The 25,731-nt window shown below is 72.6% G+C and carries 22 protein-coding genes and 3 pseudogenes; 14 read left to right on the forward strand and 11 right to left on the reverse strand.

All coding sequences use genetic code 11. The annotated features are described in order from the left end of the window. Window position 1 precedes the first annotated feature (1 nt). The 3 genes from ACIHEJ_RS16010 to ACIHEJ_RS16020 all read left to right on the forward strand — a co-directional run bounded on the left by ACIHEJ_RS16010 (window position 2) and on the right by ACIHEJ_RS16020 (window position 4,409). Complete coding sequence (locus ACIHEJ_RS16010) at window positions 2-1,327, forward strand: PP2C family serine/threonine-protein phosphatase (RefSeq protein WP_400135440.1); 1,326 nt, start codon at window positions 2-4, stop codon at window positions 1,325-1,327. Between the two features lie 100 nt (window positions 1,328-1,427). Next, window positions 1,428-2,768, forward strand: coding sequence for a VWA domain-containing protein (locus ACIHEJ_RS16015; RefSeq protein ID WP_400135442.1), 1,341 nt, complete (start codon window positions 1,428-1,430; stop codon window positions 2,766-2,768). A gap of 36 nt (window positions 2,769-2,804) precedes the next feature. After that, window positions 2,805-4,409, forward strand: coding sequence for an FHA domain-containing protein (locus ACIHEJ_RS16020; RefSeq protein ID WP_400135444.1), 1,605 nt, complete (start codon window positions 2,805-2,807; stop codon window positions 4,407-4,409). Window positions 4,410-4,425: 16 nt separating this feature from the next. Here the strand turns inward: ACIHEJ_RS16020 and ACIHEJ_RS16025 are convergent, their stop codons facing one another. Continuing rightward, on the reverse strand, window positions 4,426-5,403 hold the full coding sequence (locus tag ACIHEJ_RS16025; protein ID WP_400135446.1) for a methyltransferase domain-containing protein: 978 nt from the start codon (window positions 5,401-5,403) through the stop codon (window positions 4,426-4,428). Between the two features lie 99 nt (window positions 5,404-5,502). Between ACIHEJ_RS16025 and ACIHEJ_RS16030 the strand changes: the two genes are divergently transcribed. The 4 genes from ACIHEJ_RS16030 to ACIHEJ_RS16045 all read left to right on the forward strand — a co-directional run bounded on the left by ACIHEJ_RS16030 (window position 5,503) and on the right by ACIHEJ_RS16045 (window position 13,202). Then, window positions 5,503-5,907, forward strand: coding sequence for a globin (locus tag ACIHEJ_RS16030; RefSeq protein ID WP_400135448.1), 405 nt, complete (start codon window positions 5,503-5,505; stop codon window positions 5,905-5,907). Window positions 5,908-6,089: 182 nt separating this feature from the next. After that, complete coding sequence (locus ACIHEJ_RS16035; RefSeq protein WP_400135450.1) at window positions 6,090-9,473, forward strand: FtsX-like permease family protein; 3,384 nt, start codon at window positions 6,090-6,092, stop codon at window positions 9,471-9,473. 1 nt (window position 9,474) lies between these two features. Further along, window positions 9,475-12,198 carry an FtsX-like permease family protein gene (locus ACIHEJ_RS16040; protein WP_400135452.1) on the forward strand — a complete coding sequence of 908 codons (2,724 nt, stop codon included), beginning with the start codon at window positions 9,475-9,477 and terminating at the stop codon, window positions 12,196-12,198. Further along, the gene (locus ACIHEJ_RS16045; RefSeq protein WP_400135453.1) at window positions 12,195-13,202 is read left to right on the forward strand and encodes an ABC transporter ATP-binding protein; all 1,008 of its coding nucleotides are present in this window, start codon (window positions 12,195-12,197) and stop codon (window positions 13,200-13,202) included. The genes ACIHEJ_RS16040 and ACIHEJ_RS16045 overlap by 4 nt, the downstream gene beginning before the upstream one ends. Window positions 13,203-13,212: 10 nt before the next feature. On the opposite strand, the gene ACIHEJ_RS16050 is transcribed toward ACIHEJ_RS16045, so the two are convergent. The 4 genes from ACIHEJ_RS16050 to ACIHEJ_RS16065 all read right to left on the reverse strand — a co-directional run bounded on the left by ACIHEJ_RS16050 (window position 13,213) and on the right by ACIHEJ_RS16065 (window position 16,946). After that, window positions 13,213-13,890: a hypothetical protein gene (locus tag ACIHEJ_RS16050; RefSeq protein ID WP_400135454.1), complete on the reverse strand. Its 678-nt coding sequence runs from the start codon at window positions 13,888-13,890 to the stop codon at window positions 13,213-13,215. Further along, window positions 13,887-14,300, reverse strand: coding sequence for an acyl-CoA thioesterase (locus ACIHEJ_RS16055; RefSeq protein ID WP_400135456.1), 414 nt, complete (start codon window positions 14,298-14,300; stop codon window positions 13,887-13,889). The genes ACIHEJ_RS16050 and ACIHEJ_RS16055 overlap by 4 nt, the downstream gene beginning before the upstream one ends. A gap of 6 nt (window positions 14,301-14,306) precedes the next feature. Next, window positions 14,307-15,971, reverse strand: coding sequence for an energy-dependent translational throttle protein EttA (gene ettA / locus ACIHEJ_RS16060; protein ID WP_400135458.1), 1,665 nt, complete (start codon window positions 15,969-15,971; stop codon window positions 14,307-14,309). Between the two features lie 219 nt (window positions 15,972-16,190). Continuing rightward, window positions 16,191-16,946 carry a GntR family transcriptional regulator gene (locus ACIHEJ_RS16065; protein ID WP_400135460.1) on the reverse strand — a complete coding sequence of 252 codons (756 nt, stop codon included), beginning with the start codon at window positions 16,944-16,946 and terminating at the stop codon, window positions 16,191-16,193. Between the two features lie 78 nt (window positions 16,947-17,024). Here ACIHEJ_RS16065 and ACIHEJ_RS16070 point away from each other — a divergent pair. Together ACIHEJ_RS16070 and ACIHEJ_RS16075 are read left to right on the forward strand one after the other, a co-directional pair. Next, a pseudogene (locus tag ACIHEJ_RS16070) lies at window positions 17,025-17,310 on the forward strand (hypothetical protein). 516 nt (window positions 17,311-17,826) lie between these two features. Next, window positions 17,827-18,051, forward strand: coding sequence for a hypothetical protein (locus ACIHEJ_RS16075; RefSeq protein WP_400135462.1), 225 nt, complete (start codon window positions 17,827-17,829; stop codon window positions 18,049-18,051). A 55-nt stretch (window positions 18,052-18,106) separates the two neighbouring features. On the opposite strand, the pseudogene ACIHEJ_RS16080 reads toward ACIHEJ_RS16075, so the two are convergent. Continuing rightward, window positions 18,107-18,595: pseudogene (locus tag ACIHEJ_RS16080) on the reverse strand (IS701 family transposase); the annotation flags it as partial. 203 nt (window positions 18,596-18,798) lie between these two features. Between ACIHEJ_RS16080 and ACIHEJ_RS16085 the strand changes: the two are divergent. The 3 genes from ACIHEJ_RS16085 to ACIHEJ_RS16095 all read left to right on the forward strand — a co-directional run bounded on the left by ACIHEJ_RS16085 (window position 18,799) and on the right by ACIHEJ_RS16095 (window position 20,694). Then, window positions 18,799-19,161: a DUF1304 domain-containing protein gene (locus tag ACIHEJ_RS16085; protein ID WP_400135464.1), complete on the forward strand. Its 363-nt coding sequence runs from the start codon at window positions 18,799-18,801 to the stop codon at window positions 19,159-19,161. 5 nt (window positions 19,162-19,166) lie between these two features. Beyond that, window positions 19,167-19,724 (forward strand): TetR/AcrR family transcriptional regulator, encoded by a 558-nt coding sequence (locus ACIHEJ_RS16090; protein ID WP_400136119.1) that lies wholly within the window; start codon window positions 19,167-19,169, stop codon window positions 19,722-19,724. A 343-nt stretch (window positions 19,725-20,067) separates the two neighbouring features. Next, window positions 20,068-20,694 carry a hypothetical protein gene (locus ACIHEJ_RS16095; protein WP_400136150.1) on the forward strand — a complete coding sequence of 209 codons (627 nt, stop codon included), beginning with the start codon at window positions 20,068-20,070 and terminating at the stop codon, window positions 20,692-20,694. Here ACIHEJ_RS16095 and ACIHEJ_RS16100 read toward each other — a convergent pair. After that, on the reverse strand, window positions 20,588-20,815 hold the full coding sequence (locus ACIHEJ_RS16100; RefSeq protein ID WP_400135466.1) for a transposase: 228 nt from the start codon (window positions 20,813-20,815) through the stop codon (window positions 20,588-20,590). The two genes, ACIHEJ_RS16095 and ACIHEJ_RS16100, sit on opposite strands and share 107 nt — an antisense overlap. A 103-nt stretch (window positions 20,816-20,918) precedes the next feature. Further along, window positions 20,919-21,890: an alpha/beta hydrolase gene (locus tag ACIHEJ_RS16105; RefSeq protein ID WP_400135468.1), complete on the reverse strand. Its 972-nt coding sequence runs from the start codon at window positions 21,888-21,890 to the stop codon at window positions 20,919-20,921. A 125-nt stretch (window positions 21,891-22,015) separates the two neighbouring features. On the opposite strand from ACIHEJ_RS16105, the pseudogene ACIHEJ_RS16110 reads away from it, so the two are divergent. Next, a pseudogene (locus ACIHEJ_RS16110) lies at window positions 22,016-22,647 on the forward strand (IS5 family transposase); the annotation flags it as partial. 32 nt (window positions 22,648-22,679) lie between these two features. After that, complete coding sequence (locus tag ACIHEJ_RS16115; RefSeq protein ID WP_400136122.1) at window positions 22,680-23,066, forward strand: PP2C family protein-serine/threonine phosphatase; 387 nt, start codon at window positions 22,680-22,682, stop codon at window positions 23,064-23,066. Window positions 23,067-23,083: 17 nt separating this feature from the next. Here the strand turns inward: ACIHEJ_RS16115 and ACIHEJ_RS16120 are convergent, their stop codons facing one another. From ACIHEJ_RS16120 to ACIHEJ_RS16130, 3 genes are all read right to left on the reverse strand, one after another. Further along, window positions 23,084-23,755 (reverse strand): hypothetical protein, encoded by a 672-nt coding sequence (locus ACIHEJ_RS16120; RefSeq protein WP_400135470.1) that lies wholly within the window; start codon window positions 23,753-23,755, stop codon window positions 23,084-23,086. A 439-nt stretch (window positions 23,756-24,194) separates the two neighbouring features. After that, window positions 24,195-24,482, reverse strand: coding sequence for a hypothetical protein (locus ACIHEJ_RS16125; protein ID WP_400135472.1), 288 nt, complete (start codon window positions 24,480-24,482; stop codon window positions 24,195-24,197). Window positions 24,483-24,803: 321 nt separating this feature from the next. Continuing rightward, window positions 24,804-25,706, reverse strand: a complete 903-nt coding sequence (locus ACIHEJ_RS16130) for a DUF2867 domain-containing protein (protein WP_400135473.1) — start codon at window positions 25,704-25,706, stop codon at window positions 24,804-24,806. Window positions 25,707-25,731 lie beyond the last annotated feature (25 nt).

Raw genomic sequence — 25,731 nt, forward strand, 5'->3', positions numbered from 1 at the left:
GATGTCGCAGATGCCCCAGCAGGCCGCACCGGCGAAGTGCCCGAGCTGTGCGGAGCCCGTCGAGCCGGGTGACCTCTTCTGCGGAGCGTGCGGACACGACCTCTCCGTCGTGCCCGTGCCGCCGCAGGACCATCCGACGCTGACCATGACCGGCTCCCCGGCGCCGGGGGACGGCGTGGAGTGGCCCGCCGCCGATCCGGACGGCTCCGGCACCCCGCCCGCGGTGCACCTGCCGACCGACCTGCCCGGCACCGACTCGGCCGACACCCCCCTGCCCGGGCACGCGGCCGTCCCCGCCCAGCCCGCCGGTGCCGGGGTGCGCTTCGACCGGCCCGCGGAGCCCGAGGAGTACCCGCTGCAGGCACCCGACCCGCGCGTGGCCGAGACCCCCGCCGCGGCGGAGGAGGAGCCTGCGCAGGTGTGCGTGGCCTGCCGGGCGGGCCGGGTGGACAGCGACGGCTACTGCGAGAACTGCGGCCACGCCCAGCCCCGCGAACGCGACCACATGGAGCGCGAGTCGGGGCCGGTCGCCGCCGTCAGCGACCGCGGGCTGCGCCACCACCGCAACGAGGACGCCTTCTCCGTCGGCCACACCGCGCTGCCCGACGGTACGCCCGTGACCCTCGCGATCGTCTGCGACGGGGTCTCCTCGGCTACCCGCCCCGACGACGCCTCCCTGGCCGCCTCCCAGGCGGCCGGTGACGCCCTGCTCGCCGCCCTGCCGCGCGGCACCCACCCGCAGGCGGCCATGCACGAGGCGATCGTCGCCGCGTCGCAGGCCGTCAACGCGCTCGCCGAGGAGCCCGCCACGGCCCGCGAGCACGCCCCGCACCAGAACGCCCCGGCCTGCACGATCGTCGGTGCGGTCGTCGCCTCCGGGCTGCTGGTCGTCGGCTGGGTCGGCGACAGCCGCGCCTACTGGGTGCCGGACGACCGCTCGGCGCCGCCGGCCCGGCTGACCGAGGACGACTCCTGGGCCGCGCAGATGGTCGCCGCCGGCCTGATGAGCGAGGCCGAGGCGTACGCCGACGAGCGCGCCCACGCGATCACCGGCTGGCTGGGGGCGGACGCCTACGAACTCGAGCCGCACACCGCGGCCTTCAAGCCGGACCGGCCCGGTGTCGTGGTCGTGTGCACCGACGGCCTGTGGAACTACGCCGAGACGGCCGGCGAGATGGCCGAGGTCGTACCGGCGGACGCGGCCGCCCGTCCGCTGCACAGCGCCCGGGTGCTGGTGGGCCACGCCCTGGACGGCGGGGGCCACGACAACGTAACAGTGGCCGTCGTACCGTTCCCGGCGCCGCCGCAGGGGGCAGGATCCGCCTGAGGCCGCGGACACGGGTAAGCCTCGGAGGACCGGAGGGGACCGGTCCGGCCATACGTACCGCCCCGTCCTGCGGGGTGTTCCAAGGGGGATTCGAGCAAGCATGGCCAATTTCGCGAAGTCGCACGTGCCGCAGTTCTCGATGGACGTCTACCAGAACGAGTACCTGCCGGAGGGCGGGCGCGAGGTCAACGCGATCGTCACGGTGACGGCGACCGGCGGCGGCACCGTCGGGAGCGCCGTGGCTCCGGGGTACCCGCAGGGGCGGGGCCCCTCGGCCGCCGTGGCGATCATGGTGGACTGCTCCGGTTCCATGGACTACCCGCCGACGAAGATGCGCAACGCCCGCGACGCCACGGCCGCCGCGATCGACACCCTGCGCGACGGCACGCACTTCGCGGTGGTCGGCGGCACGCACGTGGCCAAGGAGGTCTATCCGGGTGGCGGGCGGCTCGCGGTCGCCGACGCCACCACCCGCGAGCAGGCCAAGCAGGCGCTGCGCCGGCTGAGCGCGGGCGGCGGTACGGCCATCGGCACCTGGCTGCGGCTCGCGGACCGGCTGCTGAACTCGGTGGACGTCACCATCCGGCACGGCATCCTGCTGACCGACGGCCGGAACGAGCACGAGTCGCCCGAGGACCTGAGGGCCGCCCTGGACGCCTGTGCCGGACGGTTCACCTGTGACGCGCGGGGCGTGGGCACCGACTGGGAAGTGAAAGAAGTCACAGGTATCGCCTCGGCGCTGCTCGGCACCGCCGACATCGTCGCCGACCCGGCGGCCCTGGCCGCCGACTTCACGCGGATGATGGAGACGGCGATGGGCAAGGAGGTCGCCGACGTCTCCCTGCGGGTGTGGACCCCGGTCGGTACGACCATCCGTTTCGTGAAGCAAGTCGCGCCCGCCGTCGAGGACTTGACCGGCCGGCGCACCGAGGCCGGGCCCCGCGCCGGGGACTACCCGACCGGCTCCTGGGGCGACGAGTCCCGCGACTACCACCTGTGCGTCGAGGTGCCCCCGGCCGGTCTCGGCCAGGAGATGCTCGCCGCGCGGGTCTCCCTGGTGGTTCCACAACCGGACGGATCGGTACAGAACCTCGGCGCGCAGGGGCTCGTACGGGCCGTATGGACGGACGACATGACGGCCTCCACCGCGATCAGCCCCCAAGTCGCCCACTACACCGGGCAGGCCGAACTGGCACAAGCCATCCAGCAGGGGCTCGATCTCCGCAAAGCGGGCGATTTCGATGGAGCAACGGCCAAACTGGGCCGCGCTGTTCAGCTCGCCAGCGCCTCGGGGAACGCGGATACTGCGAAACTGCTTGCGAAGGTGGTGGACGTTGTCGACGCCGCGACAGGTACTGTGCGGTTGAAGGCGAAGGTCGCGGAGGCGGATGAAATGACTCTGGAGACCCGGTCCACAAAGACTGTTCGTGTAAAGAAGTGACCCAGTAGGAAGATCCGGAGAAGGGGAAGCACCGACATGCCGACCTGCCCGAACGGACACCAGTCGGGTTCCGACGACTGGTGCGAGGTCTGCGGTCACCGCATGGCCGGTGCCGTACCTCCGCCCCCGCCTCCGCCGCCTCCGGCCGGGGGTGGCTACGGCTTCCCGCCGCCCGCGGGCGGCGCCGGCCGGCCGGGGCGCCCGCCGCTGTCCGAGCCGGAGCCGGAACTGTGCCCGCAGTGCCGTACGCCCCGCGAGGGCGGCGCGCCCTTCTGCGAGGAGTGCCGGTGGAACTTCCTGACCAACACGGCCACCTCCTACACCCCGGCCGCCCCGCGCTCGCCGCAGCCGCGGTTCCAGCCGCCGAGCGCGACGTACGGCGGCGGTGACGGATACGAGTACCAGGGCTCGCGGCCCTCGCAGGTGAACCGGCCCGCCGAGCCGATCCCGTCCTTCGGCAGCGAGCCGTCGGGGCCCACGCCGTTCGGCGGCGACCGCGGCCCGTCCGGCGGCGACCGCGGGCCGTCCGGCGGCCCGCAGACCTCCCCGGGCCCGTCGGGTCCGGGCGGCTTCGGCGGCAACCAGGGACCCGGACCGGGCGGCCCCGGCGGCTTCGGCGGCCCTCAGGGACCGGGCTCCGGTGGTCCGGGCGGCTTCGGCGGCCCTCAGGGACCCGGTGCCGGTGGGCCGTCCGGCTTCGGCGGTCCCCAGGGGCAGGGGCAGGGACAGGGACAGGGCCCCGGTGCCGGCGGTCCCTCGGGTCCGCCGCCCTTCGGAGGCGGTGCGCCCTCCGGTCCGCCGCCCTTCGGCCGTGAACCGTCCGGTCCCGGTGGCCCGACTCCGCCCGGCCCGCCGCGGGGCCCCGGCGCGCCCGGTCCCTCGGGCTTCGGCGGCGACCCCTCGCGTCCGGTCCCGCCGCCGCCCGGCCCCACCCCGCCCACCGGCCCCGGTGCCGGTCCCGGCGGCGGCCCCCAGGCCTTCCAGGCGGGGCCGGGCGCCCCGCCCGTCTTCCCGCACGAGACCGGCCGGCCTCCGGTCGGCGGTCCGCCCACCGGGGGCCCGTCCTCCGGCGGTCCGTCCTTCGGCGGCGGTGACGACGACTGGGTGATCTCCCCGCCGTCGTCCGGCGGTCCCGGTGGCGGCCAGGGCGGCGGGTACGGCTACCCGCAGCCCGGCGGTACGCAGGCCCCGGGCGGCCCCGGCTTCCCGCAGGCGCCCCGGCCCCCGCAGCAGCCGGCCACCTGGACCGCGACCGTCGGCCCGGACCGCGACTACTTCATGGCGATGATGCAGCGCTCCGGGCCCGAGGCCGCCGGTCTCAACCTGCCCGCGTACTCGCCCGAGCAGCAGCGCACGCTCGCCGGCAACCAGGTCACCATCGGCCGCCGTCGGCACTCCACCGGCGAGTCCCCCGACATCGACCTGTCGGTGCCGCCGGAGGACCCGGGCGTCTCGCACCAGCACGCGGTGCTGGTGCAGCAGCCGGACGGCAGCTGGGCGGTCGTCGACCAGAACTCGACCAACGGCACCACGGTCAACGGCGGCGAGGAACCGATCCAGCCGTTCGTGCCGGTCCCGCTGCAGGACGGCGACCGGGTGCACGTGGGCGCCTGGACGACGATCACGATCCGCCGGGGCTAGGACCTGCGGGGCGGTGTCACGGGAGGGGCCAGCTGTACGGCCCCTCCGGGTCGTCCAGCCAGGCCCGGGCGTGCTCGCCGCCGACCGTGACGCCGTACCGCTCGCGGCCGGGCCGGTCCTCGCGCTCCCACAGCGCGTAGGCCGCCTGCGGGTCGAGGGTGCCCCGGGTCAGCGCGAGCAGGAAGCGGAACAGCTCCTGGTCCCGGGCCCGCTCCGGCAGCCCGGCGAGCGACACCCCCTCCGGCTGCGCCCTCCGCTCGCCGCGCAGCGGTACGAAGTAGGCGGGTGTGGGCAGGAAGCGGCCCTCGGCGTGCCCCGCGTCCCGCACGGTGAGGGCGAGCAGGCCGGTGGCCAGCGGGGTCAGGATGCGGGCGCCGGTACGGCACTGGGCGACCCAGGCGCGTGGCACCGTCGGCAGTTCGCAGGTGGCGATGATCCGGTCGAAGGGGGCGCGTTCGGGCACCCCGCGTGCGCCGTCGCCGGTGACCACCACCGGGTGGCAGCCGGCCGCGGCCAGGTGCTGCCGGGCCGACTCGGTGATCTCCGGTTCCAGGTCGATCGTGGTGACCAGGTCGTCGTCGCCGAGCCGGTGGGCGAGCAGCGCCGCGTTGTAGCCGGTGCCCGCGCCCACCTCCAGCACCCGGTCGCCGTCCTCGACCCGCAGCGCGACCAGCATCCGGGCCATGAGGGAGGGCTGGCTGCTGGAGGAGAGCAGCTCGCCGTCGCGCAGCCGGGTGGCCAGCGGTACGTCCTCGTAGGCGCCGCGCACCCAGCGCTCCCGGGCCGCCCGGTCCGGGCTCTCGCCCCAGCGGCGCTCGTAACCGCTCCGCCCGGCGACGTAGTAGTACGGCACGAACAGGTGCCGGGGCACCTTCGCGAAGGCCTCCCGCCAGACAGGGTCCTCGGCCCAGGCCCCGTCGGCGTCGATCTCCCGCACGAGCTCGGCCCGCGCGGCGCCGGCCGTGCCGTCGGTCTCGGTGTCGTAGGCGCCCATGACTCCACAGTAGGGGCGGGCCCCCGCGGGAAGGCCGAGCCGTTCCGCGGGGGTCCTAAGCCTCGAGTCCTGGGTCACCCGGTCTGAGACCATGGACGGGTGAAAGAGATTCGGCGCGGCACGCTTCAGGAGCAGACCTTCTACGAGCAGGTCGGCGGGGAGGAGACCTTCCGTCGGCTCGTCCACCGTTTCTACGAGGGAGTGGCCGAGGACCCGTTCCTCAGGCCGATGTACCCGGAGGAGGACCTGGGCCCGGCCGAGGAGCGGCTGACCCTGTTCCTGATGCAGTACTGGGGCGGCCCCACGACGTACAGCGAGAACCGCGGCCATCCCCGGCTGCGCATGCGGCACGCCCCGTTCACCGTGGACCGGGCGGCGCACGACGCCTGGCTGAAGCACATGCGCGTGGCCGTCGACGAGCTCGGGCTGTCCGAGGAGCACGAGCGGACGCTGTGGAACTACCTGACGTACGCCGCCGCGTCGATGGTGAACACCCCGGAGTGAAGGACCGCGGTCGGAACGCGTCCCGCGAACCGGACGGTTGCCTCTGAACGCCGGATTCCGGTCGTGCGTGGCCGTATTCCGGTCACGATCCGGTATAGACCGGTCGCCGACCGCTTACCCGTCACCGGCCGCCTCTGCCAGCATCGCCCGCAGGTCTGGAAGTCCGGACACACGGGGGCCGGGTGACGGGGTTCGTCTTCTCACGCGCGCGTGCGCACCGCCTGCTGCTCGGTGCCGCGCTGCTCACCGTGGCGCTCACCACCGCGGTGCTGGCGACGCTGACGGCCTACTCCGGCGCGATCGGCGACGCGGCGCTGCGCCATGTGCTGGCCGACCCGCGCAACGCGGCCGACACCGCCCTGATCGTCAAGGCGGACGTGCCGCCGGATCAACGGGCCGCCGCCGACACCGCCGTGCACGAGGGCGCCCGGCGGACCTTCGACGGCCTGCCGGTGACGGTACGGACCCTGCGCCGCTCCGGCCCGTACGCCCTGCCCCGCTCCCTGCAGCCCGCGGCGGCCCGGTCCGGAGACCCGGACCTCACCTACCTCGCGGCCCTGGACCGCAGCCGGCTGCGGCTGACCACGGGCCGCTTCCCGCGCCCCGCCGACGGCACGGTCGAGGTCGCGCTCCCGCAGACCGCGGCCCGTGCGCTGCGGCTGAAGCCCGGCGACCGGCTCACCCTGACCGACCGGCTGGACGGCCCGGCGGTACGGGTGCGGATCACCGGGTTGTACCGCCCCCTCTCCGTGACGGCGCCGTACTGGCAGCTGGACGAGCTGCTCGGCCGCGGGGCGAGGAAGGCCGGCTTCCTGACGTACGGCCCGCTGCTCACCGACCCCTCCGTCCTCACCGGTGGCCGGATCAGTGCCGGGACGACGGCCTGGCTGGCGTCGGCGGACTTCGCGCGCATGACGACGGGCCGGATCGGTGAGCTGCGTACGGCGGCCCGGGCGGGCAGCACGGGCCTGCGGAACCGCCCGGCGCTGCACGGTACGACGATGGCGCAGACCTCGCTGCCGGACGTCCTGGACCGGGTGGACCGTTCGCTGCTCGTCGCCCGTTCCACGCTGCTGATCGTCGCCCTGCAGCTCGTGCTGCTCGCCGGGTACGCGCTGCTGCTGGTGGCCCGGCTGCTCGGCACCGAACGGGCGGACGAGACACGGCTGTTGCGGGCTCGCGGCGCCTCCCGCGCGCGGATCGCCGCCCTCGCCGCCACCGAGGCGCTGCTGCTCGCGCTGCCCGCGGCCGTCTGCGCGCCGCCGCTCTCCGGCCCGCTCACCGCCCTGCTCGCCGGGCACGGCCCGCTGGCCCACCTCGGCCTGCGCCTGGACCTGCCGCCGGCCGGCCGCCTCGACGTCTGGCTGGTCGCCGCGGCCGTGGCCCTGGGCTGCGCGCTGGCGGTCACGGTCCCGGAGGTGACGGGAGCGGACACCGGCCCCCCGGCCGGCGGGACCGGACCCCGCACCCGCTCCCTTCCCCTGCTCCCCCGTCCACGCTCCCTCCCCGTTCCGCACCGCCCCCGCTCCCGAAGCCGCGCCGCCGACGACCGGCACGCACCGTCCGCCGTGCGCCGTCGGCCCGTCTCCTCCGGACTTCTCCCCTCCCCGCTCCGCGCCGGCGCCGACCTCGCTCTGCTCGCCGTCGCGGGGGTGGCCTACTGGCAGCTGGGGCGGCAGGGGTCCGGGGGCGTGACCGCCGACCGGTCCGGGGCGCTCGGCGTCGATCCGCTCCTGGTGACCGCGCCCGCGCTGGCGCTGCTCGCCGGGACCGTGCTCGTGCTGCGGCTGCTGCCGCCCGTGGCCCGGTTCGCCGAGCGGTGGGCGGCGGCCGGGCGGGGGCTGCCGGTGGCGCTGGCCGGCTGGCAGTTCAGCCGGCGGACCGCGCGCGGCGCGGGCCCGGTGCTGCTGCTCGTCCTCGCCGTCGCGCTCGGGATGCTCGCGCTCGGACAGGCCGCCTCCTGGGACCGCTCGCAGGACGACCAGGCCGACTTCCGCGCCGGGGTGCCGGTGCGGGTGACGGCCGCCGGGGAGGGCGGGCTCGGCCGTACGGACCTGTACGCGCGCCTGCCGCACGTACGCGCGACCGCACCGGCCCTGCGTTCCTCCCAGCCGCTGTCGGACGACCGCACGGCGACCGTGCTCGCCCTGGACACCCGGCACGCGGCGGACGCGGTGCTGATGCGTCCGGACCTGGCCGACACACCGGTGCGGCCGTTGCTCGCCGGGCTCGCGCCGCCCGGTTCCCCGGCCGGGACCCGGGTGCCCGCGGGCACCGCCCGGCTGCGGCTGGCGGCGAGCCTGCGCAGCTCGGCCGGGGCGGGACTGGTCACCGATGTGACGGTGACCCTGGCGGACCGGTACGGGGTGCCGTACCAGATGCCGTTCGGGCAGCTCCCCGCCGACGGGCACCGGCACCTGCTGACCCTCGACGTGAGCGCCTCGCCGGGCCCGCTGGTCCTCACCGGGCTCCGCCTCGACATGAACCAGCCCGGCGAGCGAGCCGAACACCGGCTCGCTCTGGGCGCGTTGACCGCGACCGGCAGTGACGGCGCCGAGCACCGGCTCGCGCTGCCCGCCCGGTGGACGACCACCACGGAGACCACGGGCGACGCCGTCACGAGTCCCGCCACCAGCCCCACCCGCCCACGGCTCACCGGCCCCGGCACCTTCACGTACGGCACCGGGTACCTCCCGGGCGCCGACGCCTGGCGGGTCGCCTCCGTCACGGTCCGGCTCCAGGTGCCGCAGTCCGCGCCCGCCGCCGTGCCGGCCGTGGCCACCGACCGCTATCTGGCCTCGACCGGCGCCCGCCCCGGACAGCGCCTCGACCTGACGGTCGGCGACCGCACGGTGCCCGTGCGGATCGTCCGGGCGGTACGCGCACTGCCCGCCACCGCCGACCCGTCGCTCACCGGCCCCCGTGACGGCGGCGCCGTCCTGCTCGACCTGCGCGCCGTGAACCAGGTGCTGCAGGCGCGCTACGGGGACGGCGTGACACCGGGCGAGTGGTGGCTGGCGACCGGGCCAGGCGACGCGGCGGAGGTGGCCGCGGCCGTGCGGGCGCTGCCGGACGTGGACCCGGGACAGGTGGTGGTGCGCGACGAGATCGCCGCCGAGCTGCGCGACGACCCCTTCGGCGCGGGCCCGGAGGCCGCGTTCACGGCGGCGGCCGTGGTGGCGGCGGCGCTCGCCGCGGTGGGCTTCGCGGTCGGCGCGGCGGCCGCGCGACGGGCCCGCGGGACGGAGTTCGCCGTCCTGCGGGCGCTCGGTGCGCCGCGCCGGCAGCTGACCCGCGCGGTCGCCGCCGAACAAGCCGTCCTGGTGGGCCTGGCGCTCGCGGCCGGCCTCGGCCTGGGCACCGTACTGGCGCGCGCCGTCCTGCCGTTGATCGTCCTGACCGGCGACGCCACCCGGCCGGTGCCGGACCTGCTGGTCGAACTGCCGCCCGGCCGGGTGGCGCTGCTGCTCGCCGCCGTCGCCGTGGTCCCGCTGACGGTAGCGGCCCTGCCGGCCGCGCACCGCACGAACCCGGCGGGAGCACTGCGTGACCAGGGAGGCGAGTGAGATGAGCCGTGCCCGGCCTCCCGTTCTCGCGCCCTGGGTGCGGACCCGGCTGCGGGCCGCGCCCGGTGCCGCCGCCGCGTTCGCGGTGCTGGTCGTCCTGGCCGCGAGCCTGGCGGGTGCCTTCCCGCGCGCCGTCGACCGGTACGAGGACGCGGGCCTGCGGCACGCGGTCGCACAGGCCCGCCCCGACCGCACCAGCGTGCTGGTGCAGGCGCCCCGGCCCGACCCCGGCCTGCCGGCCGGGCAGCAGGCCGCCGCGGTACGCCCCGCCGCGCTGGAACGGCAGTACGAGAAGGTCCTCACCACGGTCGGCAGCCCACTGGCCCTCGACCCGTCCCAGTCGGTGTACGGCGTCGCCGGCGGCGTGAACCCGGCGGTGCCGGACCCGTTCCTGCCCCGCCCGACCGGACTGCCCGCCCACATCTCGCTGTTCGCGCCGAGCGGCCTCGCCGACCACGCGCGCGTGCGCACCGGCCGGCTGCCGCGCGCCGACGGCCCGGTGGACGCGGACACACCCGGGGTGGAGGCCGCCGTGACCGCCGCCACCGCCAAGTCCCTGAACATCGAGACCGGTTCGGTCATCCATGTGCCGGCGGTCGGCCGGCCCCCGCTCGCCGTCCGCGTCACCGGCATCCTCGTCCCGCGCGACCCTTCCGGCGCCTACTGGTCGACCGTGCCACGGCTGCGCACCCCGAACCTGGTGATCACGCCCAGCCCGGGCGGGGACCCGCCGAAGTACTGGCTCGGCACGCTGCTGCTCCCCCCGGAGGCGGCGCCCGCCATGCTCGGCACGGTCACGAACCCGTTCCGCTACTGGTTCCTCGCGCCCGACGCCGACAGCCTGCACGCGCACGACGTGGACCGGCTGAGGTCGGCCGTCGCCGCGCTGGAGTCCGGCCCCGGGCTGCGCCGCGCCCGCGCCCTCACCGACGAGCGCACCGACATCAGCACCGGCCTGGACGACACCTTCACCTCCTTCTCCCGGCTGCGCTCCGGCATCGCCCCGCTGGTCTCCGTCGCTGCCGTCGGCACCGGCACGGTCGTCGCCGTCGTCCTGCTCATGACCGCCGGCCTGGCCGCCGACCGGCGCCGCACCGAACTCGCCCTGCTGCGCGCCCGCGGCGCCTCACTGCCCGCGCTGGCCGGGCGGCTGCTGGCCGAGACCGCCGTCGTCGCCGTACCGGCCGGCGCGCTCGGCCTGACCGCTGCCCTTTTCGCGGTCCCCGTCGGCCGCACCGGACCCGCCGTGGCCGCCGCGGCGGCCGTCACCCTCACCGCGTGCTGCGCCCTGCCGCTGCGCGCCGCCCTGGCCCACCGCACGGTCCGCGCGACGGCCGAGCGCGCGGACCTGGCGGCCGTACGTCCCTCCCGGCGCCGCACGGTCGCCGAGCTGACCCTGCTGGTGGCGGCGGCCGGAGCGGTCGCGGCGCTGCGCCGGCGCGGCACGACGGGCGACCAGCTGGTGGCGCTGGCCCCGGTCCTGACCGGCGTGATCGCCGCACTGCTGCTGCTCCGCCTCTACCCGCTGCTGCTGCGCCGGCTGACCGGCCCCGCGGCACGACTGCGCGGGGCGACGGGGCACCTCTCGCTGGCCCGCGCCGGCCGTACCCGGACCTCGGCGGTGCTGCCGCTGCTGGCCCTGCTGACCGCGCTGACCACGGCGGCGTTCGGCGGCTCGGTGCTGGCGGGCGTGGCCCAGGCCCGGGACCGGGCGGCGCTGCTCACCGTCGGCGCCGACGCCCGCGTGGACTGCGACGCCCCGCTGCCGGCGGCCGTCCCGGCGCGGGTGCGCGCCGTCCCCGGGGTGCGTGCCGTCGTCCCGGTGAGCATCGACTACCAGGCCAAGCCGGTGGACGGCCAGGACTCGGTGCCGCTGGTGGGCGTGGAGCCTCGGTCCTACGGCGCGCTGACGGCCCGCACCGGCCTCGGCGCCTTCTCCGCCGCCGAGTTGGCGTCGGGCCGGGGACCCCTGCCCGCCGTGGCCTCGCCCTCCGTCGCCGCCGAGTACGGCACCCGGCGCCCCTTCCTGCTCCGGCTGTCGGACGGCAGCGCGGTCACCGTGCGGATCGCGCTGGTCCGCGACAGCACCCCGGCGGTGTCCGGCGGTAACTTCCTCGTCGTGAGCCGCGCCGGTCTCACCTCCCCGGCGAACCGCCCGACGGCCCTGCTGCTGACCGGCGACCGGCCGGCCGCCCGCGCGCTGGGCCACGCGGTCGGCGACTCGGCCGTCGTCCGCGTCCGCGCCGACGAGCGCGCCCGCTACGCCGACTCCCCCCTCCAGTCCGGCGCCGAACACGTCTACACGGCGGGCGTGGTGGCGGGCGCCGGCTTCGCCGTGCTCGCCCTCCTGCTGGCCCTGCTGCGCGCGGCCCCGGAACGTGCCGCGCTCCTGGCCCGCCTGCGCACGATGGGCCTCACCCGCGCGGAGGGCCGCCGCCTGCTGATCCTGGAGTCCCTCCCGCAGGCCCTTCTCGCCGCCCTCGGCGGCACCCTGGCCGGCTGGTCCGCGATCCGCCTGCTCTCCCCCGGCATCGACCTGACGGCCATCGCCCTCCCCTCGGCCGGATCCCCCCTCACCGAGGCGCACCTCCACCCCGACGCCTGGTCGCTGACCCTGCCCGCGGTCGTGGTCGTCCTGCTGACGGTCGGGGTCGCCACGGCCCAGGCCTGGTGGACGGGCCGCCGGGGCTCGGTGACGGAACTGAGAGCGGGGGACGGCCGATGACGGACTCTGCTCAGCGACAGCACAGGGCACCGACTCAGGAGACCCCATTGCCGACGCCCGCGAACCTGACCGACCTGGCCCACCGCGTCGCGGAGAGCCGGAACGAACCCGCCTACGGCCACGACGCGCTCATCACCTGCGACCGCCTGGTCCGCATCTTCTCCGCGGACGGCATAGAGGTCCAAGCCCTCCAGGGCCTCGACCTCCTGGTCCGCGAGGGCGAGCTGATGGCCCTGGTCGGCGCCTCCGGCAGCGGCAAGTCCACCCTGATGAACATCCTCGCCGGCCTCGACACCCCCACCGCCGGAGCCGCCCGCGTGGCAGGCCACGACCTGCTCACCATGACGGCGGCCGACCGCCTCGCCTACCGTCGCGAGACCGTCGGCTTCGTCTGGCAGCAGACCTCCCGCAACCTTCTCCCCTACCTCACCGCCGCCCAGAACATCGCCCTCCCCCTCCAGCTCTCCGGCACCCGCAGCTCCCGCCGCGCCCGCACCGAACGCGTCGTGGAACTCCTGGAGTTGCTGCAGGTGGCCGACTGCCGCGACCGGCACCCGCACCAGATGTCCGGCGGCCAGCAGCAGCGCGTGGCGATCGCCGTGGCCCTTGCGGGCGGCCCCGCGGTCCTGCTCGCCGACGAGCCCACCGGGGAACTGGACTCCCGGACGGCCGCGCAGATCTTCGACGCCTTCCGGACCGCCAACGAGACCCTCGGCACCACGATCGTCATCGTCACCCATGACCAGGCGGTGGCGGGCGAGGTCCGCCGTACGGTCGCGATCCGGGACGGCCGCACCTCCACCGAGGTGCTGCGGCGCAGCGAGATCGACGCCGCGACCGGTCACGAGACGGTCGTCGCCCGTGAGTACGCGATGCTCGACCGCGCGGGCCGCCTCCAGCTCCCCGCCGACCACCTGCGCGCCCTCGGCATGCGCGACCGCGTGGCCCTGGAACTGGAACCGGACCACATCGGGGTATGGCCGGACGACACCCAGCGGCCGTGAGGGCGGGGGCTCAGCGCACGCTGACGTCCAGGGACCCGAGCCCGGCCCGCCGTACGGCGACGGACCCGTACGGGGTGCGCAGCCGCAGCCACGCCCCAGAGGAGAACAGCCCGGTGTCGGCGGGCTCGGTGCCCGGCCGCAGGAAGCCCAGGGAGTGCGCCGCGTGCACGGCGCGCAGGGGAAGCCGGGTGTGTGCTATCTCCCGGGACCAGATGTCCCGCCCGATCCGGTCCAGCGCCGCGCGGGTACGGGCGTCCGGCGTCAGCTCCTCCGTACGCGCCCGGAACTCGCCGATCGCCGCGGCGACGGTCGCGCGCAGCCTCTCCGGAGCGGGCAGCCCCGGCTCGGCGCGCCAGCCGCCGCGCGGCGGCAGCACACCGGCCCAGGGCGGCCCGGTGACCGCGGCCGGCACGGCGGCGGTGGCCGCCCGCTCGTCCACGGACTCCAGGAACTCACCCGCGGAGACCGTCACGTCGAGGGTGACGTCGAGCCCGTTCTCGTACGGCTTGGCCAGCCCCACGGCCCGGACCACGAGCACGTCGAAGGACGGCGGCCGGCCGAAGACGGCGAGCGCCGTACCGGCCGCCTGCAGACGCACCGCGGCTCCACGGTCGTAGTGGAGCAGCCGGGAGAGGAAGGCGGCGAGGTCCGCCGCCTCCGTCTCGTCGGCGAGGTGCAGCACCGTCATGCGGCGACGGCCTTCTCGTCCGCCGCGTCCTGGTACCCCTCCAGGAACTCCCGCTCCGCGGCGGTGATCCGGCGGGGCCGCTGGGCCTCGAAGTCGAACGGGACGATCACGGTCGAGGCCTGCACGTAGATCGTGTCCGCGTCCTTCACCTCGTAGGAGACGGTGAAGGACGCGGCCTTGATCTCCGTGACCCACAGCTCGACGTCCACGGGCGTGGGCCGGTGGACGAGCTGGCGCTTGTAGTCGATCTCATGGCGCGCCACCACGGAACCCTGCTTGGACTCCTTGCCCCGCAGGGACAGGAAGTCGATGCGGGCCTCCTCCAGATAGCGGAGGAAGATCGCGTTGTTGACATGTCCGTACGCGTCCATGTCCGACCAGCGCAGCGGGCAGCGGTAGATGTGCCGCAAGATCGATCAGCCCCGGGTCAGCTTCTTGTAGGTGGCGCGGTGCGGACGCGCGGCGTCCGGTCCGAGCCGCTCGATCTTGTTCTTCTCGTACGACTCGAAGTTGCCCTCGAACCAGAACCACTTCGACTCACCCTCGTAGGCGAGGATGTGGGTGGCGACCCGGTCCAGGAACCACCGGTCGTGGGAGACGACCACGGCGCAGCCGGGGAACTCCAGCAGCGCGTTCTCCAGGCTGGAGAGGGTCTCGACATCGAGGTCGTTGGTGGGCTCGTCGAGGAGCAGCAGGTTGCCGCCCTGCTTGAGGGTCAGCGCCAGGTTGAGGCGGTTTCGCTCACCACCGGAGAGGACACCGGCCGGCTTCTGCTGGTCCGGCCCCTTGAACCCGAAGGCGGACACGTACGCGCGGGACGGCATCTCGACCTGTCCGACGTTGATGTAGTCGAGCCCGTCGGACACGACCTCCCACAGCGTCTTCTTGGGGTCGAGGTTCGCGCGGCTCTGGTCGACGTAGGAGATCTTGACGGTCTCGCCGACCTTGATGTCGCCGGAGTCCGGGGTCTCCAGGCCCTGGATCATCTTGAACAGGGTGGTCTTGCCGGCGCCGTTCGGGCCGATGACGCCCACGATGCCGTTGCGCGGCAGCGTGAAGCTGAGGCCGTCCACGAGGACCTTCTCACCGAAGGCCTTGTTGAGCTTGTCGACCTCGACGACGACGTTGCCCAGGCGCGGGCCCGGCGGGATCTGGATCTCCTCGAAGTCCAGCTTCCGCATCTTGTCGGCCTCGGCGGCCATCTCCTCGTACCGCGCGAGGCGGGCCTTGGACTTGGCCTGGCGCCCCTTGGCGTTCGACCGCACCCACTCCAGCTCTTCCTTGAGCCGCTTCTGCCGCTTGGCGTCCTTCTGGCCCTCGACCTTCAGACGGGTGGCCTTGGTCTCCAGGTACTTGGAGTAGTTGCCCTCGTAGCCGTGCAGGCGGCCGCGGTCGACCTCGCAGATCCAGCCGGCCACGTTGTCCAGGAAGTACCGGTCGTGGGTGACGGCCACGACGGTGCCCGGGTACTTGGCCAGGTGCTGCTCCAGCCAGTTCACCGACTCGGCGTCGAGGTGGTTGGTGGGCTCGTCGAGGAGCAGCAGGTCGGGCTGCTCCAGCAGCAGCTTGCAGAGCGCGACGCGGCGCTTCTCGCCACCGGAGAGGTTGGTGACGGGCCAGTCGCCGGGCGGGCAGCCCAGGGCGTCCATGGCCTGCTCCAGCTGAGCGTCCAGGTCCCACGCGTTGGCGTGGTCCAGCTCCTCCTGCAGCTTGCCCATCTCGTCGAGCAGCGCGTCGGAGTAGTCGGTCGCCATCAGCTCGGCGATCTCGTTGAACCGGTCGAGCTTGCCCTTGATCTCGGCGACACCGTCCTGCACGTTCTCCAGGACGGTCTTCTCCTCGTTCAGCGGGGGCTCCTGCAGCAGGATGCCGACGCTGTAGCCGGGAGACAGGAAGGCGTCACCGTTGGACGGCTGCTCCAGCCCCGCCATGATCTTCAGCACGGTCGACTTACCGGCACCGTTCGGGCCGACGACACCGATCTTCGCTCCCGGCAGGAAGCTCAGGGTGACGTCGTCGAGGATCACCTTGTCGCCGTGCGCTTTGCGCGCCTTGCGCATGGTGTAAATGAACTCAGCCAAGAGAAACCGTCCGGCAGCTTGAAATCTGGCAGTGGGCAGATACACCCCATCTTGCCGTACGGCCACCCCTGGGCGGAAACCCGTGAGGTGCGCGGGCGCTGACCTGGGGTTTCGGTGGGGGCGGCCGTGGTCGTCCATCACTGTCGGTCGCCGTTGGGTGGCCTCGGGCACCCTCGCACGGCCCAGGGACGGCCCAGCGCCCCCCTCTCTGACTGCGGGCTATCGGTTGATCGGGATCTCGTAGACGATCTCGCAGTGCGCGGCGGGCACCACGATGTCCGCCGTCTCCACGGGCCGCCCCTGGTCGCTGTAGTACGTCCGCCGGATGTGCGTGACGAGCGCGGCCTTCTGGATGCCGAGTATCGACGCCTCCTCGGCCGTCGCCTGCCTCGGCTCGGGCTGCTCCACGGCGTGGCTGACCGTGACGCCGATCGCGGCCATGCGATTCACGACACCCGCTCCGGCATGCGGGCCTCCCTCGGGGAGGACGACGAGGGTGCCGGCCGTGAGGTCGTAAGGCTCCCAGCTCGTGGACAGCTGCACCGGCCTGCCGTCGGCCAGGAACTCGTACGTCGTCCGGACGCACAGGTCACCCTCGGCGATGCCGAGCCGCGCCGCGATGTCCGCCGGCGCCGGGATCTTGGCATCGGTCCGGCTCTCCCGATCACCTTGCTTGCCCACGGCCCTCATGTCCGCGCGGAACGGCGATCCGCTGGGCTGTTCCCGGGCTGATGACCGGACGACCCGCACCCGCTTCCGGGGTTCGGCGACGTACGTGCCCGACCCGGCGCGGCCTTCCAGCACACCCTGGGAGATCAGCAGTTCCTGCGCGCGGCGGACGACGTTCTCGCCCACGCCGCACTCCTGGCCGATCTGAGCACGGGAGGGCAGACGGTCCCCCGACTCCCATACGTGCTCCGCGATCCGGCGCCGGAGTTCGTCGGCGATGCGGAGATAGGGCGGCTGCTCAGCCATATGGAAAATCTAGTCCACTAGCTCCCATCTAGTTAACTAACTTCACTGAAAGTGATCGCCGGTTACGGAGACTGCCCTGTGCCCGCTTCGGGAGTTAGCGCGGCGGCCATCGCTGCCCGGCTGTCCGCCGTCGGGCTCCCCGCGCGAGTGGAGGAGCACGACCGGTACGCGTGGGGTCGAAGCGGAAGTGCCGGACTCGCTCTCCGCCGACTCATGGGGGGAGGCCCTGGAAGCGGTGGCGGAAGCCGATCGATTCGGTCTCGTCGCCACCGGCTTGAACGGCCGCACCCTCTGGGCGGTCATACGCAAAGCGGTCCCCACGACGGGCGATGTCGGGGGACCTGCCATCAGCGATAGGAGCTGAGTAGCGTGCTCAACCGTATCCGCCGTGCCGTCTCGCTCACCAGAGCGCGGTACGCCCCCAAGGGCAGGCATCGCCGCCCCTTAGCACCCTTCCGGTCACCGGCCGCGCCCGCCTTTCCTGCGTCCGCTGACAGGTCGACGGTCATCCTGGGCCGGGCTTCCGACAGTGCGAACCATCGACACCCGATCAGGGGCGAGGAAAACGCGCTCGTCCGCCCGTACGTGCCGGCCTGGGAGAGACGAGTGCGGCCACGCCCGGTGGTCGTCGCTTCCCATCTGCCGGCTGAGGCCTGGTTGGCCTTGGCGGGTGTCCGTTGATGCCTTCCCGCCGACAGCCTCACATCGAGGACGCCTCGGCCGCCTCCTACCGATCGACCGCATGCCGGATCGGTACGCACCCCGCCTGCGCGGAGTCATCCCCCGCCCCCGCACCGGCCGACCTGCCGGTTGTCTACGAGACGTGCGACTGCCCGTGCCACTCGCCGTTCGTCCCCTCAGCACCCGCGGAGGTGAAGCGGTGAGCGCCCTTGTACCCGGCGGCGCGCTGGCATCCAACGTCGAGGTCACCGCGGCCACTGTTCGGCGCGGCGACATCATCCAGGTCGGCGGCCGGGCATTCCGTGTGGGCAACCTCTTCCAATTGTCCAACGAGGCCGAGCAACTGCTCTTCGAGTCGGGAGAGCTGCTGACCATACACGCGCGTACCCGGCTCGCCGCCGTTCGGATGCTGAGAAGGCGGTGATGCCGGCGTCCAGCGCGGCGCCGATCATCCCCTCGGCCAGGCAGGGTTTGGTCGCGAACTGCACCGTCTGGGGTATCCCGGCCGCGTGGCGACGCTCGTCACCGGTGCACCACGAGTGCTCGGGCAGGTGGAGCCGGCGGTCGATCAGGGCCCGCCCCCGGCTGGTGTTCAGGGCGAGGATCACGCCGACCTGGGAGTTCTCGATGCGTCCCGCCGTCCCGGTGTACTGTCGCTGCGCCCCCGCCGAGGTGCGGCCCTTCTTCACAAAGCCGGTCTCATCCACGATCAGCACACCGCCGTCGGTGCCGAAGTGGTCGGCCACGTAGGTGCGCAGGTCGTCACGAACGGCATCAGCGTCCCAGCGGGCGTAGCGCAGCAGACGCTGCATCGGCCCGGGTCGGACGTGGCCGGCCTGCTCGGCCAGCTGCCAGCAGTTCTTGCGCTCGACATCCGACAACAGCCCGAGCAGACAGGCGCGGGCCGTGGCCCGAGGCTCAACTCGGCCGAAGCGGCCCGCGATCCGGGCCCTGACTTGGTCGAACATCGCCCGCCAACGGCCAGGGTCCACGCTATGGCCCGCGGCCACCGCACGATCTTCGTTTGTCCACACACCAACCGGTGATCACGCGGTGGCCGTACCCGTTCCCAGCTGGATCCGCCGCAAGATCGCGAAACCAGAGCGGAGTACTAGACGGGTGTCCATGTATTCTGGACACCCGTCTATAAAGCTGAGGAGTGGCGTACCCCATGGAGACAACTGCGAATGTGCTGGTCGCGCTGGTGGCCACGCTGCACGCGTACTTCCTGGTTCTCGAGATGTTCCTGTGGGAGAGGAGAACCGGCCGCAGGCTCTCCGGCTTTGATGCGGCCATGGCTCGCGCCACCGCCCCGCTCGCCGCGAACCAAGGCCTCTACAACGGGTTCCTGGCTGCCGGACTGGTCTGGGCTCTCGTAGCAGAGAATCCGACCGGGTTCCGGGTCCAGGTCTTCTTTCTCGCCTGCGTGCTCATCGCCGGGCTGTACGGCGGATTCACCGCCAACCGGCGCATCTTCATCGCCCAGGCGCTGCCCGGGGCACTGGCACTCGCCGCCGTCCTGCTTGCCCGGTGACCGTCGTGCAGGCAGATCCCCGTACGGCACGCACCCGGGCCAAGCTGCGCCGGGCACTGCTGGAGGAGTGCGCCCACCGCCCGCTGGCGGAGGTCAGCGTCGCCGCGCTGGTGCGCCGGGCGGGAGTTGGCCGCGCCACGTTCTACCTCCACTACGCAGACCTGGAGGCGCTCGCCGTCGACGCCTGCGTCGATATCGTCCGCGAAGCCGTGGATGCCCTGCACGCGTGGCGCGGCTCACCCGATCCCGACACCCCGCCGCCCGCCCTGCTTGCCTTCTTCGACCGTCTCGCCCCGCACGCCGGGCTCTACCGGGAACTGCTACGCCCGGGCGGCAGCGGCCCCCTCGGCCATGTGCTCCACCAGGATCTGCGGGCCCGCAGCCACACCGAGCGGACACTGGCTGGTGCACCGGAGCCCGACCTGGTCGCCTCGGCCGTGGCCGCGGCCTTCGCCGGGGTTCTTGCCGACTGGCTGCACGGTCTCATCGAGGCCACTCCCACCGAGATCGCGCAGCGGGTCTGGCGCCTGCTCGTCCACCTGCACCGCACGCACCTTCCCTGACGAGGGCCTTCCCAACCGCCCACCACTGCCGCAGGGTTCACCCGCCATCGGCAAGCCGCCCCGAACCCTCCAGAAGCCCACTTGGCATCCTCGCCAGCCGGCAGTAGCCGGTCGGCGCACCAGCCACGAAACCCATCGGCGCCTGCACCCGGTCTGCGCCGTTATGTCCCGCCTCAACAACAGCCGTGCGGCGCACCATCCGCGACCATGCCCAGCCGCGCGGCCACCCCATGGCGGCGCCAGCTCGGGCCTGCCGACAGCGCCGTCCTCAACGGCCCGCGCCCACCAGTGCGCGGGCCGTCGCTGATGCGTAGCGGTTGCGGGGCTTACCCGGCGTCGCCCCATGGTGTCGGCCACCGGCGGCATCGTGCTGGCGGTCGCGTGCTCCGTCCGGGTCCGGGTCAACCAGGGCCGCACCTCCATCCGCGCCGACACCCTGGCCCACCGCCTACCCGCCACGGCCTGGCAACGGCACAGTGCCGGCCCCGGGGCGAAGGACCCGCGCTACTACGACTGGGCCTGGATCCACATCGGCACCGTCAGCCACCGCCACCTGCTCATCCGCCGCAACCGGATCACCGGTGAACTCGCCTTCTACCTGTGCTGGTCACCCACCGAGGTGGCGCTGGCGGAGCTGGTCCGCGTCGCTGACGTCCGCTTCCAGGCAGGCAAGGTCGGACTCGACCACTACCAGGTCAGGCACTGGACCTCATGGCACCGGCACATCACGCTCGCCATGTTCGCCCTGGCCTTCCTGATCACGGCGGTGAACTGGGTGCAGTCGTTGGTGTTGCCGCCTGTGAGTGTGAAGGCGATCGGACGGCCGACACGGTCGCAGGCCAGGTGGATTTTGCTGGTGCCGTTCAGTGCCCACCGTCGTAAGCGGGTATGCAGCGTGGCCCACGGGCCGTACCGCTTCGGAACGTCCCGCCGGCCGTCCCGGTGCGGAACTTCCACACGATCCCGTTGAGCACCTTTCGGTCGTCCAGCCGCTTCCGGCCGCGCAGTGACACCGGCAGCAGCGGTCCGAGGAACTCCCACTCGACATCGGACAGTTCATGGCGACGTATCACCCGACCATGATCCACCACTCAAGATCTTTCGAAGACACAGCCGAGTTCTGTGATGGGTGAGGGCCTTCTACGGTCGGCGGCAGGAGGCCCTCATCCGCCTCACGGCCTAATGCGACACGCTTCAGGGGTGCAGTGCTCGTTGCAGCGCCTCGATGGCGAGTGTGCGCGCGACCGTGGTCGCCTTGGAGTCGCGGAGGCTGTCGAGCATCAGGAAGTCATGGACCATTCCCAGCACTCGGACCGCGGTGACGTCCACTCCTGCCTCGCGGAGCTTGGCCGCGTAGGCCTCGCCTTCGTCACGCAGTACGTCGGCCTCGTCGGTGATGACCAGTGTGGCGGGAAGGCCACGGAGCTGCTCGATGTCGGCCCGCAGCGGCGAGGCATAGATTTCGGTGCGCTGCTTGGGGTCAGAGGTATAAGCGTCCCAGAACCACTTCATCCCGTCGCGAGTGAGGTAGTAGCCGTCGGCGAACTGCTGGTAGGACGGAGTGTCGAAGTTCGCATCGGTCACGGGGTACAGCAGCACCTGGGCAGCCAGTTGCACATCTCCGCGTTCCTTGGCCATCAGCGCGAAGACCGTCGACATGTTGCCGCCCACCGAATCGCCGCAGACCGCTATCCGTGAGGCATCGAGGTTCTGTTCTCCGCCGTTTTGGCGGATCCACTTCCCGACCGCGTAGTTCTGCTCGATCTGAGTCGGGTATTTCGCCTCGGGGGCTCTGTCGTAGACGGGAAAGACCACCGCGGCGTTCACTCCGACCGCCAGTTCGCGGATCAGCCGGTCGTGCGTCTTCTCGTCGCCGAACACCCATCCGGCACCGTGGATGTACAGGACCACCGGGAGGGTTTTCATCGTTCCCCGGGGACGGATGATACGCGTGCGGACGTTGCCGTACTGCCCGGCGTCGATGGTCACCCAGTCCTCGTCCACCGCCGGCTTGGCCACCCCTTTCCCTTCCTGGAGACCATCGAGGATCTCGCGGCCGTTCTCCGGCGGGACCTCGTAGATGCGCGGATGTGGCGACGTGGCCTCCGTCAGCTCCCGGGCAGAGGGTTCCAGGACTGGGGCTGCGACGGATCGAGAAGCGGGCATGGTACGCCTCCTCGCCTCAGATGTAGCGGTACATGTGGCTGTCCCACCCACCTCCCATCGTCTCTCAGCAGCGCATCGGTGCAACCGCGGGACAGGACATGACGCTCAGGTCACGTTGGGTCGTCCAGGTGCCACCAGGCTTCGGACTGTCGGGAGTGACCTTCCGCCGGTTCACCGAGTGGACCGAGGCCAGGGTGTGGGCCAAGCTTCACCGCCTGGTCCTGGACGAACTCGGTTCCCGCGGCGAGCTGGACTGGTCGCGATGCGCGATCGACTCCGTCAGCGTCCGGGCCCTCAAAGGGGGCAGCTGACGGGACCGAATCCGACCGACCGCGGCAAAGCCGGATCGAAAATCCACCTCATTGTCGACCGCCGCGGCCTGCTGTCGATCGGTATCTCCAGCGCGAACCTCCACGACAGCCAGGCCCTCGTCCCGCTGGTCCGCGGCATCCCACCCATCCGCTCACGTCGCGGCCCCCGACGCCGCCGCCCCGGAAAGCTGCACGGAGACAAGGGCTACGACTATCAGCACCTACGACGGTGGCTGTCCTCCCGCGGCATCCGACACCGCATCGCCCGCAAGGGCATCGAGTCCTCCCAACGGCTGGGCCGGCACAGCTGGGTCGTGGAACGAACCGTTTCCTGGCTGTCCGGCTGCCGACGCCTCCACCGCCGCTACGAGCGAAAGCCGGAACACTTCCTCGCCTTCACTGCCATCGCCGCGACACTCATATGTCACCGTAAGCTCCCCAACTGAAATGGCGTCGCAGGGAGCGCGGGGGCTCAGTGATGGTGGGCGTTCGCCTGAGGGGCGACAGCCGCTCTCGGGGGAGCCTCACCGGCCGGCGAGTGCCTACCACTGCTGGCTCCATCCGGCCGGGCGCTGCGCAGGTGGAAGGTGCACAGCACTTCATCACCGGGCTGCTACTGGAGATCCCCGATCACGGTTCTGTGGCGCGACCGACTTGCTGCGGGCACCCGCCGCCCCTGCTCATCAGCCGGGGGCAGGTGACGAGAGTCCCGAGTTCCCCTGCGCCGCCGCTGGGTATGTGCGGTCTGACCCAGGACATCCGCACCTCCCACACGTTCCCGTTCAAGGCCGGTGACACGCTCCTGCTGTACACCGACGGCCTCGTGGAGGCCGGCGACACTGAGCCGTTGGTCGAGGTCGCGTAGTGCCCAGATCAGGAAGGTCACTGGGACCCGGGCAGGGAGCGAAGTCTTTCGACCGCACTCTCCCAAGCCGGGCTGCGCCGATACTCGTCTAGCCACTCGACCATGGCTTGGCAGCTCTCGACGTACTCTGCCGCAGCTTCGGGGCTCGGTATCCGTCCCTGATCAACTACGTGAGTGACCTCATTGCGCATCCTCTTCAGGTCCTGAAGTGCCCCGCTGATGTCTCGGGGGAAGAAGTACTCGCTCCTAGTGATCAGCATGAACAGTTTGCCGCGCTCCCTCATGTCTTCGTAGTTCGGCACCATCTCAGAGAGCTTGCTCTCAACCTGACGCCAGGCAGCCATCATCGCTCCATCGGGGCTCACGAACGCCATCGCTGTCAGCGGAGCAGGCCGACGACTGAAACCAGGGGCGGTCTCTGAAGTAGTCAATTGCTGACCCTCAGCGGGCCCACCGGCGGGCTCCAGAGCCTCCTGTGAAGGTGGACTCTCGCGTACAGCGGCCTCAACTCCGGCGCTGGCCGCTTCGACCGCCTCCGAGAACTCGGCGTCTACTCCCACAGCACTGAGGTTGCGCACTCGCCGCAACAACCTCCGTACCTCGTCTCGGAAGCCATAGGCAATGAACAACACAACCAAGGGCCAGGCCAACACCTTGGTGAAGTCCAGGACCAGACGGGCTATATCCACTGATCCATTCTCATCTTCCTGAGTGGATCCAGCTTCGTTTTCCGCAGACTCAGCGATCTGCGGGTAACGAGCCGATCCCCCAACCCGCACTAGGACGGCCCAAGTCGCCTGACACGGCGCCTCATTGGGGAAGAAACCGCTGGTGAGGGGCCTTTTCGTGCCTACCCCTGGCAAGTAACACCATCTTGCCGTACGGCCACCCCTGGGCCGGAAACCCGTGAGGTGCGGGGGCGCTGACCTGGGGTTCGGTGGGGGCGGCCGTGGTCGTCCGTCACTGTCGGTCGCTGCCGAGTGGCCTCGGGCACCCTCGAGCGGACCGGGGACGGCCCGGCGCGGGTCGTCGATCGGCCCCTGAACGGGCGTGCCCGCGACCAGACCCGCTGGACATCGGGGGGCGGGCTCGCCGTCGACCGTCGGCCAGCGGTTGATCGGAGTCTGGTCAACCGATGAAGACGCTGTGCGTTCCGGGCACCTGCACTGCCAACCCAGGAGGGACGACCTGGACGACCCCGCCCGCGCAGCCCGGAACGTTGTGGACCAGGGCAAGTGTGTCCGTGAAGTTGAAGACGGTTGACAGGTGAGCTATCTCGAAACAGCCTTGCGGGTCGTTGTGACGGACTCCGTCGATCGCGAGGAACCCGTTCGCGGCGCAGGCCGAGCCCGGAACGGCGAGCGCGAGCACTCCGGCTGCGGCGAGTGTGGCGAGTGTCGAGCCGATGCGACGCATCACGAACCTCCCGACTTGGCAGGCCAGGCACATCCCGGCCCTGCAACCGACCGTACGGAAGCGTGCACACATTGCATCCGGGCATCGCCCAAGTGGGCGACTACGACGATCGGCCCAGCCGTGGACCGCATTCGGGGCAGGTTGGGGCTTCGTCGCCGACGTGGCTGCTCCCACGCACGCCCCTGCGGACGTGGCTGAGGGCTCTGAGCCGGGGCTTTCGCTGCTGGACTGGGGCACGTCCGTCACTTCGGTCACCGTCGGAGGGCGGGCACGTCCGTCACTTCGGTCACCGTCGGAGGGCGGGCACGTCCGTCACTTCGGTCACCGTCGGAGGGCGGCCGAGCCGCGGTCTCCCGCGCTGGGCGCCGCGAGGGCCAGCCTGCGGTGGGTGCGCCGGAGCATGGTGCGGGCCATGAAGGGGTGGACGCGTTCGACCACACCCCAGTACAGCCGTGCCCGCCGGCTGTCGGTCTGCACCGCCGTGCTGAGGGTGACGTACCGCTCATCGACCAGGATCGAGGCACGGGCCGTCAGACCCGCTGTGTTCACGTCCATGAGCAGTTCGCCGTCCGCCTGGGCGAGGACCGGGAAGCTGTCGCGCAGGACGCCCGTCCAGGCCGCCGGGTCGCGCGGCAGGCCCGGCAGGAGCTTCATCCGGTACGCGTCTTCGTAGTCGGCGCGGTCGAGGGAGGCGCGGATCAGCCAGGCCGCCGCCGGTGTGTCGACGGCCTCGGGCCGGGCCCAGCCGAGGCGGTGCAGCAGCCGCACCCAGGGCGACCAGCGCACCGGGTGGGTCACACCGCCCGCCGCAGCCCGCTCGACGTTGTCGAAGATCTCCTCGATCACGGTGTCGTGCAGCGGCCGTACGACACAGGCCCATTGAAGCCGGGCTCGGCCGCGCGCTTCGCAGGCGAGGACATGGCGCACTCGGCAGCGCTCGGCGCCGAGCGCTGCGACCGTCAGCTCGTGGTAGCCGTCGAGGCCGGCGCCCGGCGGGGTGTCGAAGCGGACCCGGCGCCCGGGTTCATAGGCGGTGACGTGGTAGCGGATCGAGCCATGTCCGCCGTCCGCGCCCACGGAGAGCGGGCGGTCGAGGCGCATCGGCGGCCAGGCCGGGGTCGGGAAGAGTGGGTCGTCCGCGGCGGAGAGGCGGTCGAGCAAGGCGCCGACGGCCTCCGCGGGAGCGGCGATCACACGCTCGTGGACATTGAGTATCGCGGCCATCGCCTACCTCCATACGCCACCGTAT

This window comes from Streptomyces sp. NPDC052301 (genome assembly GCF_044593395.1).
Lineage (GTDB): Bacteria > Actinomycetota > Actinomycetes > Streptomycetales > Streptomycetaceae > Streptomyces.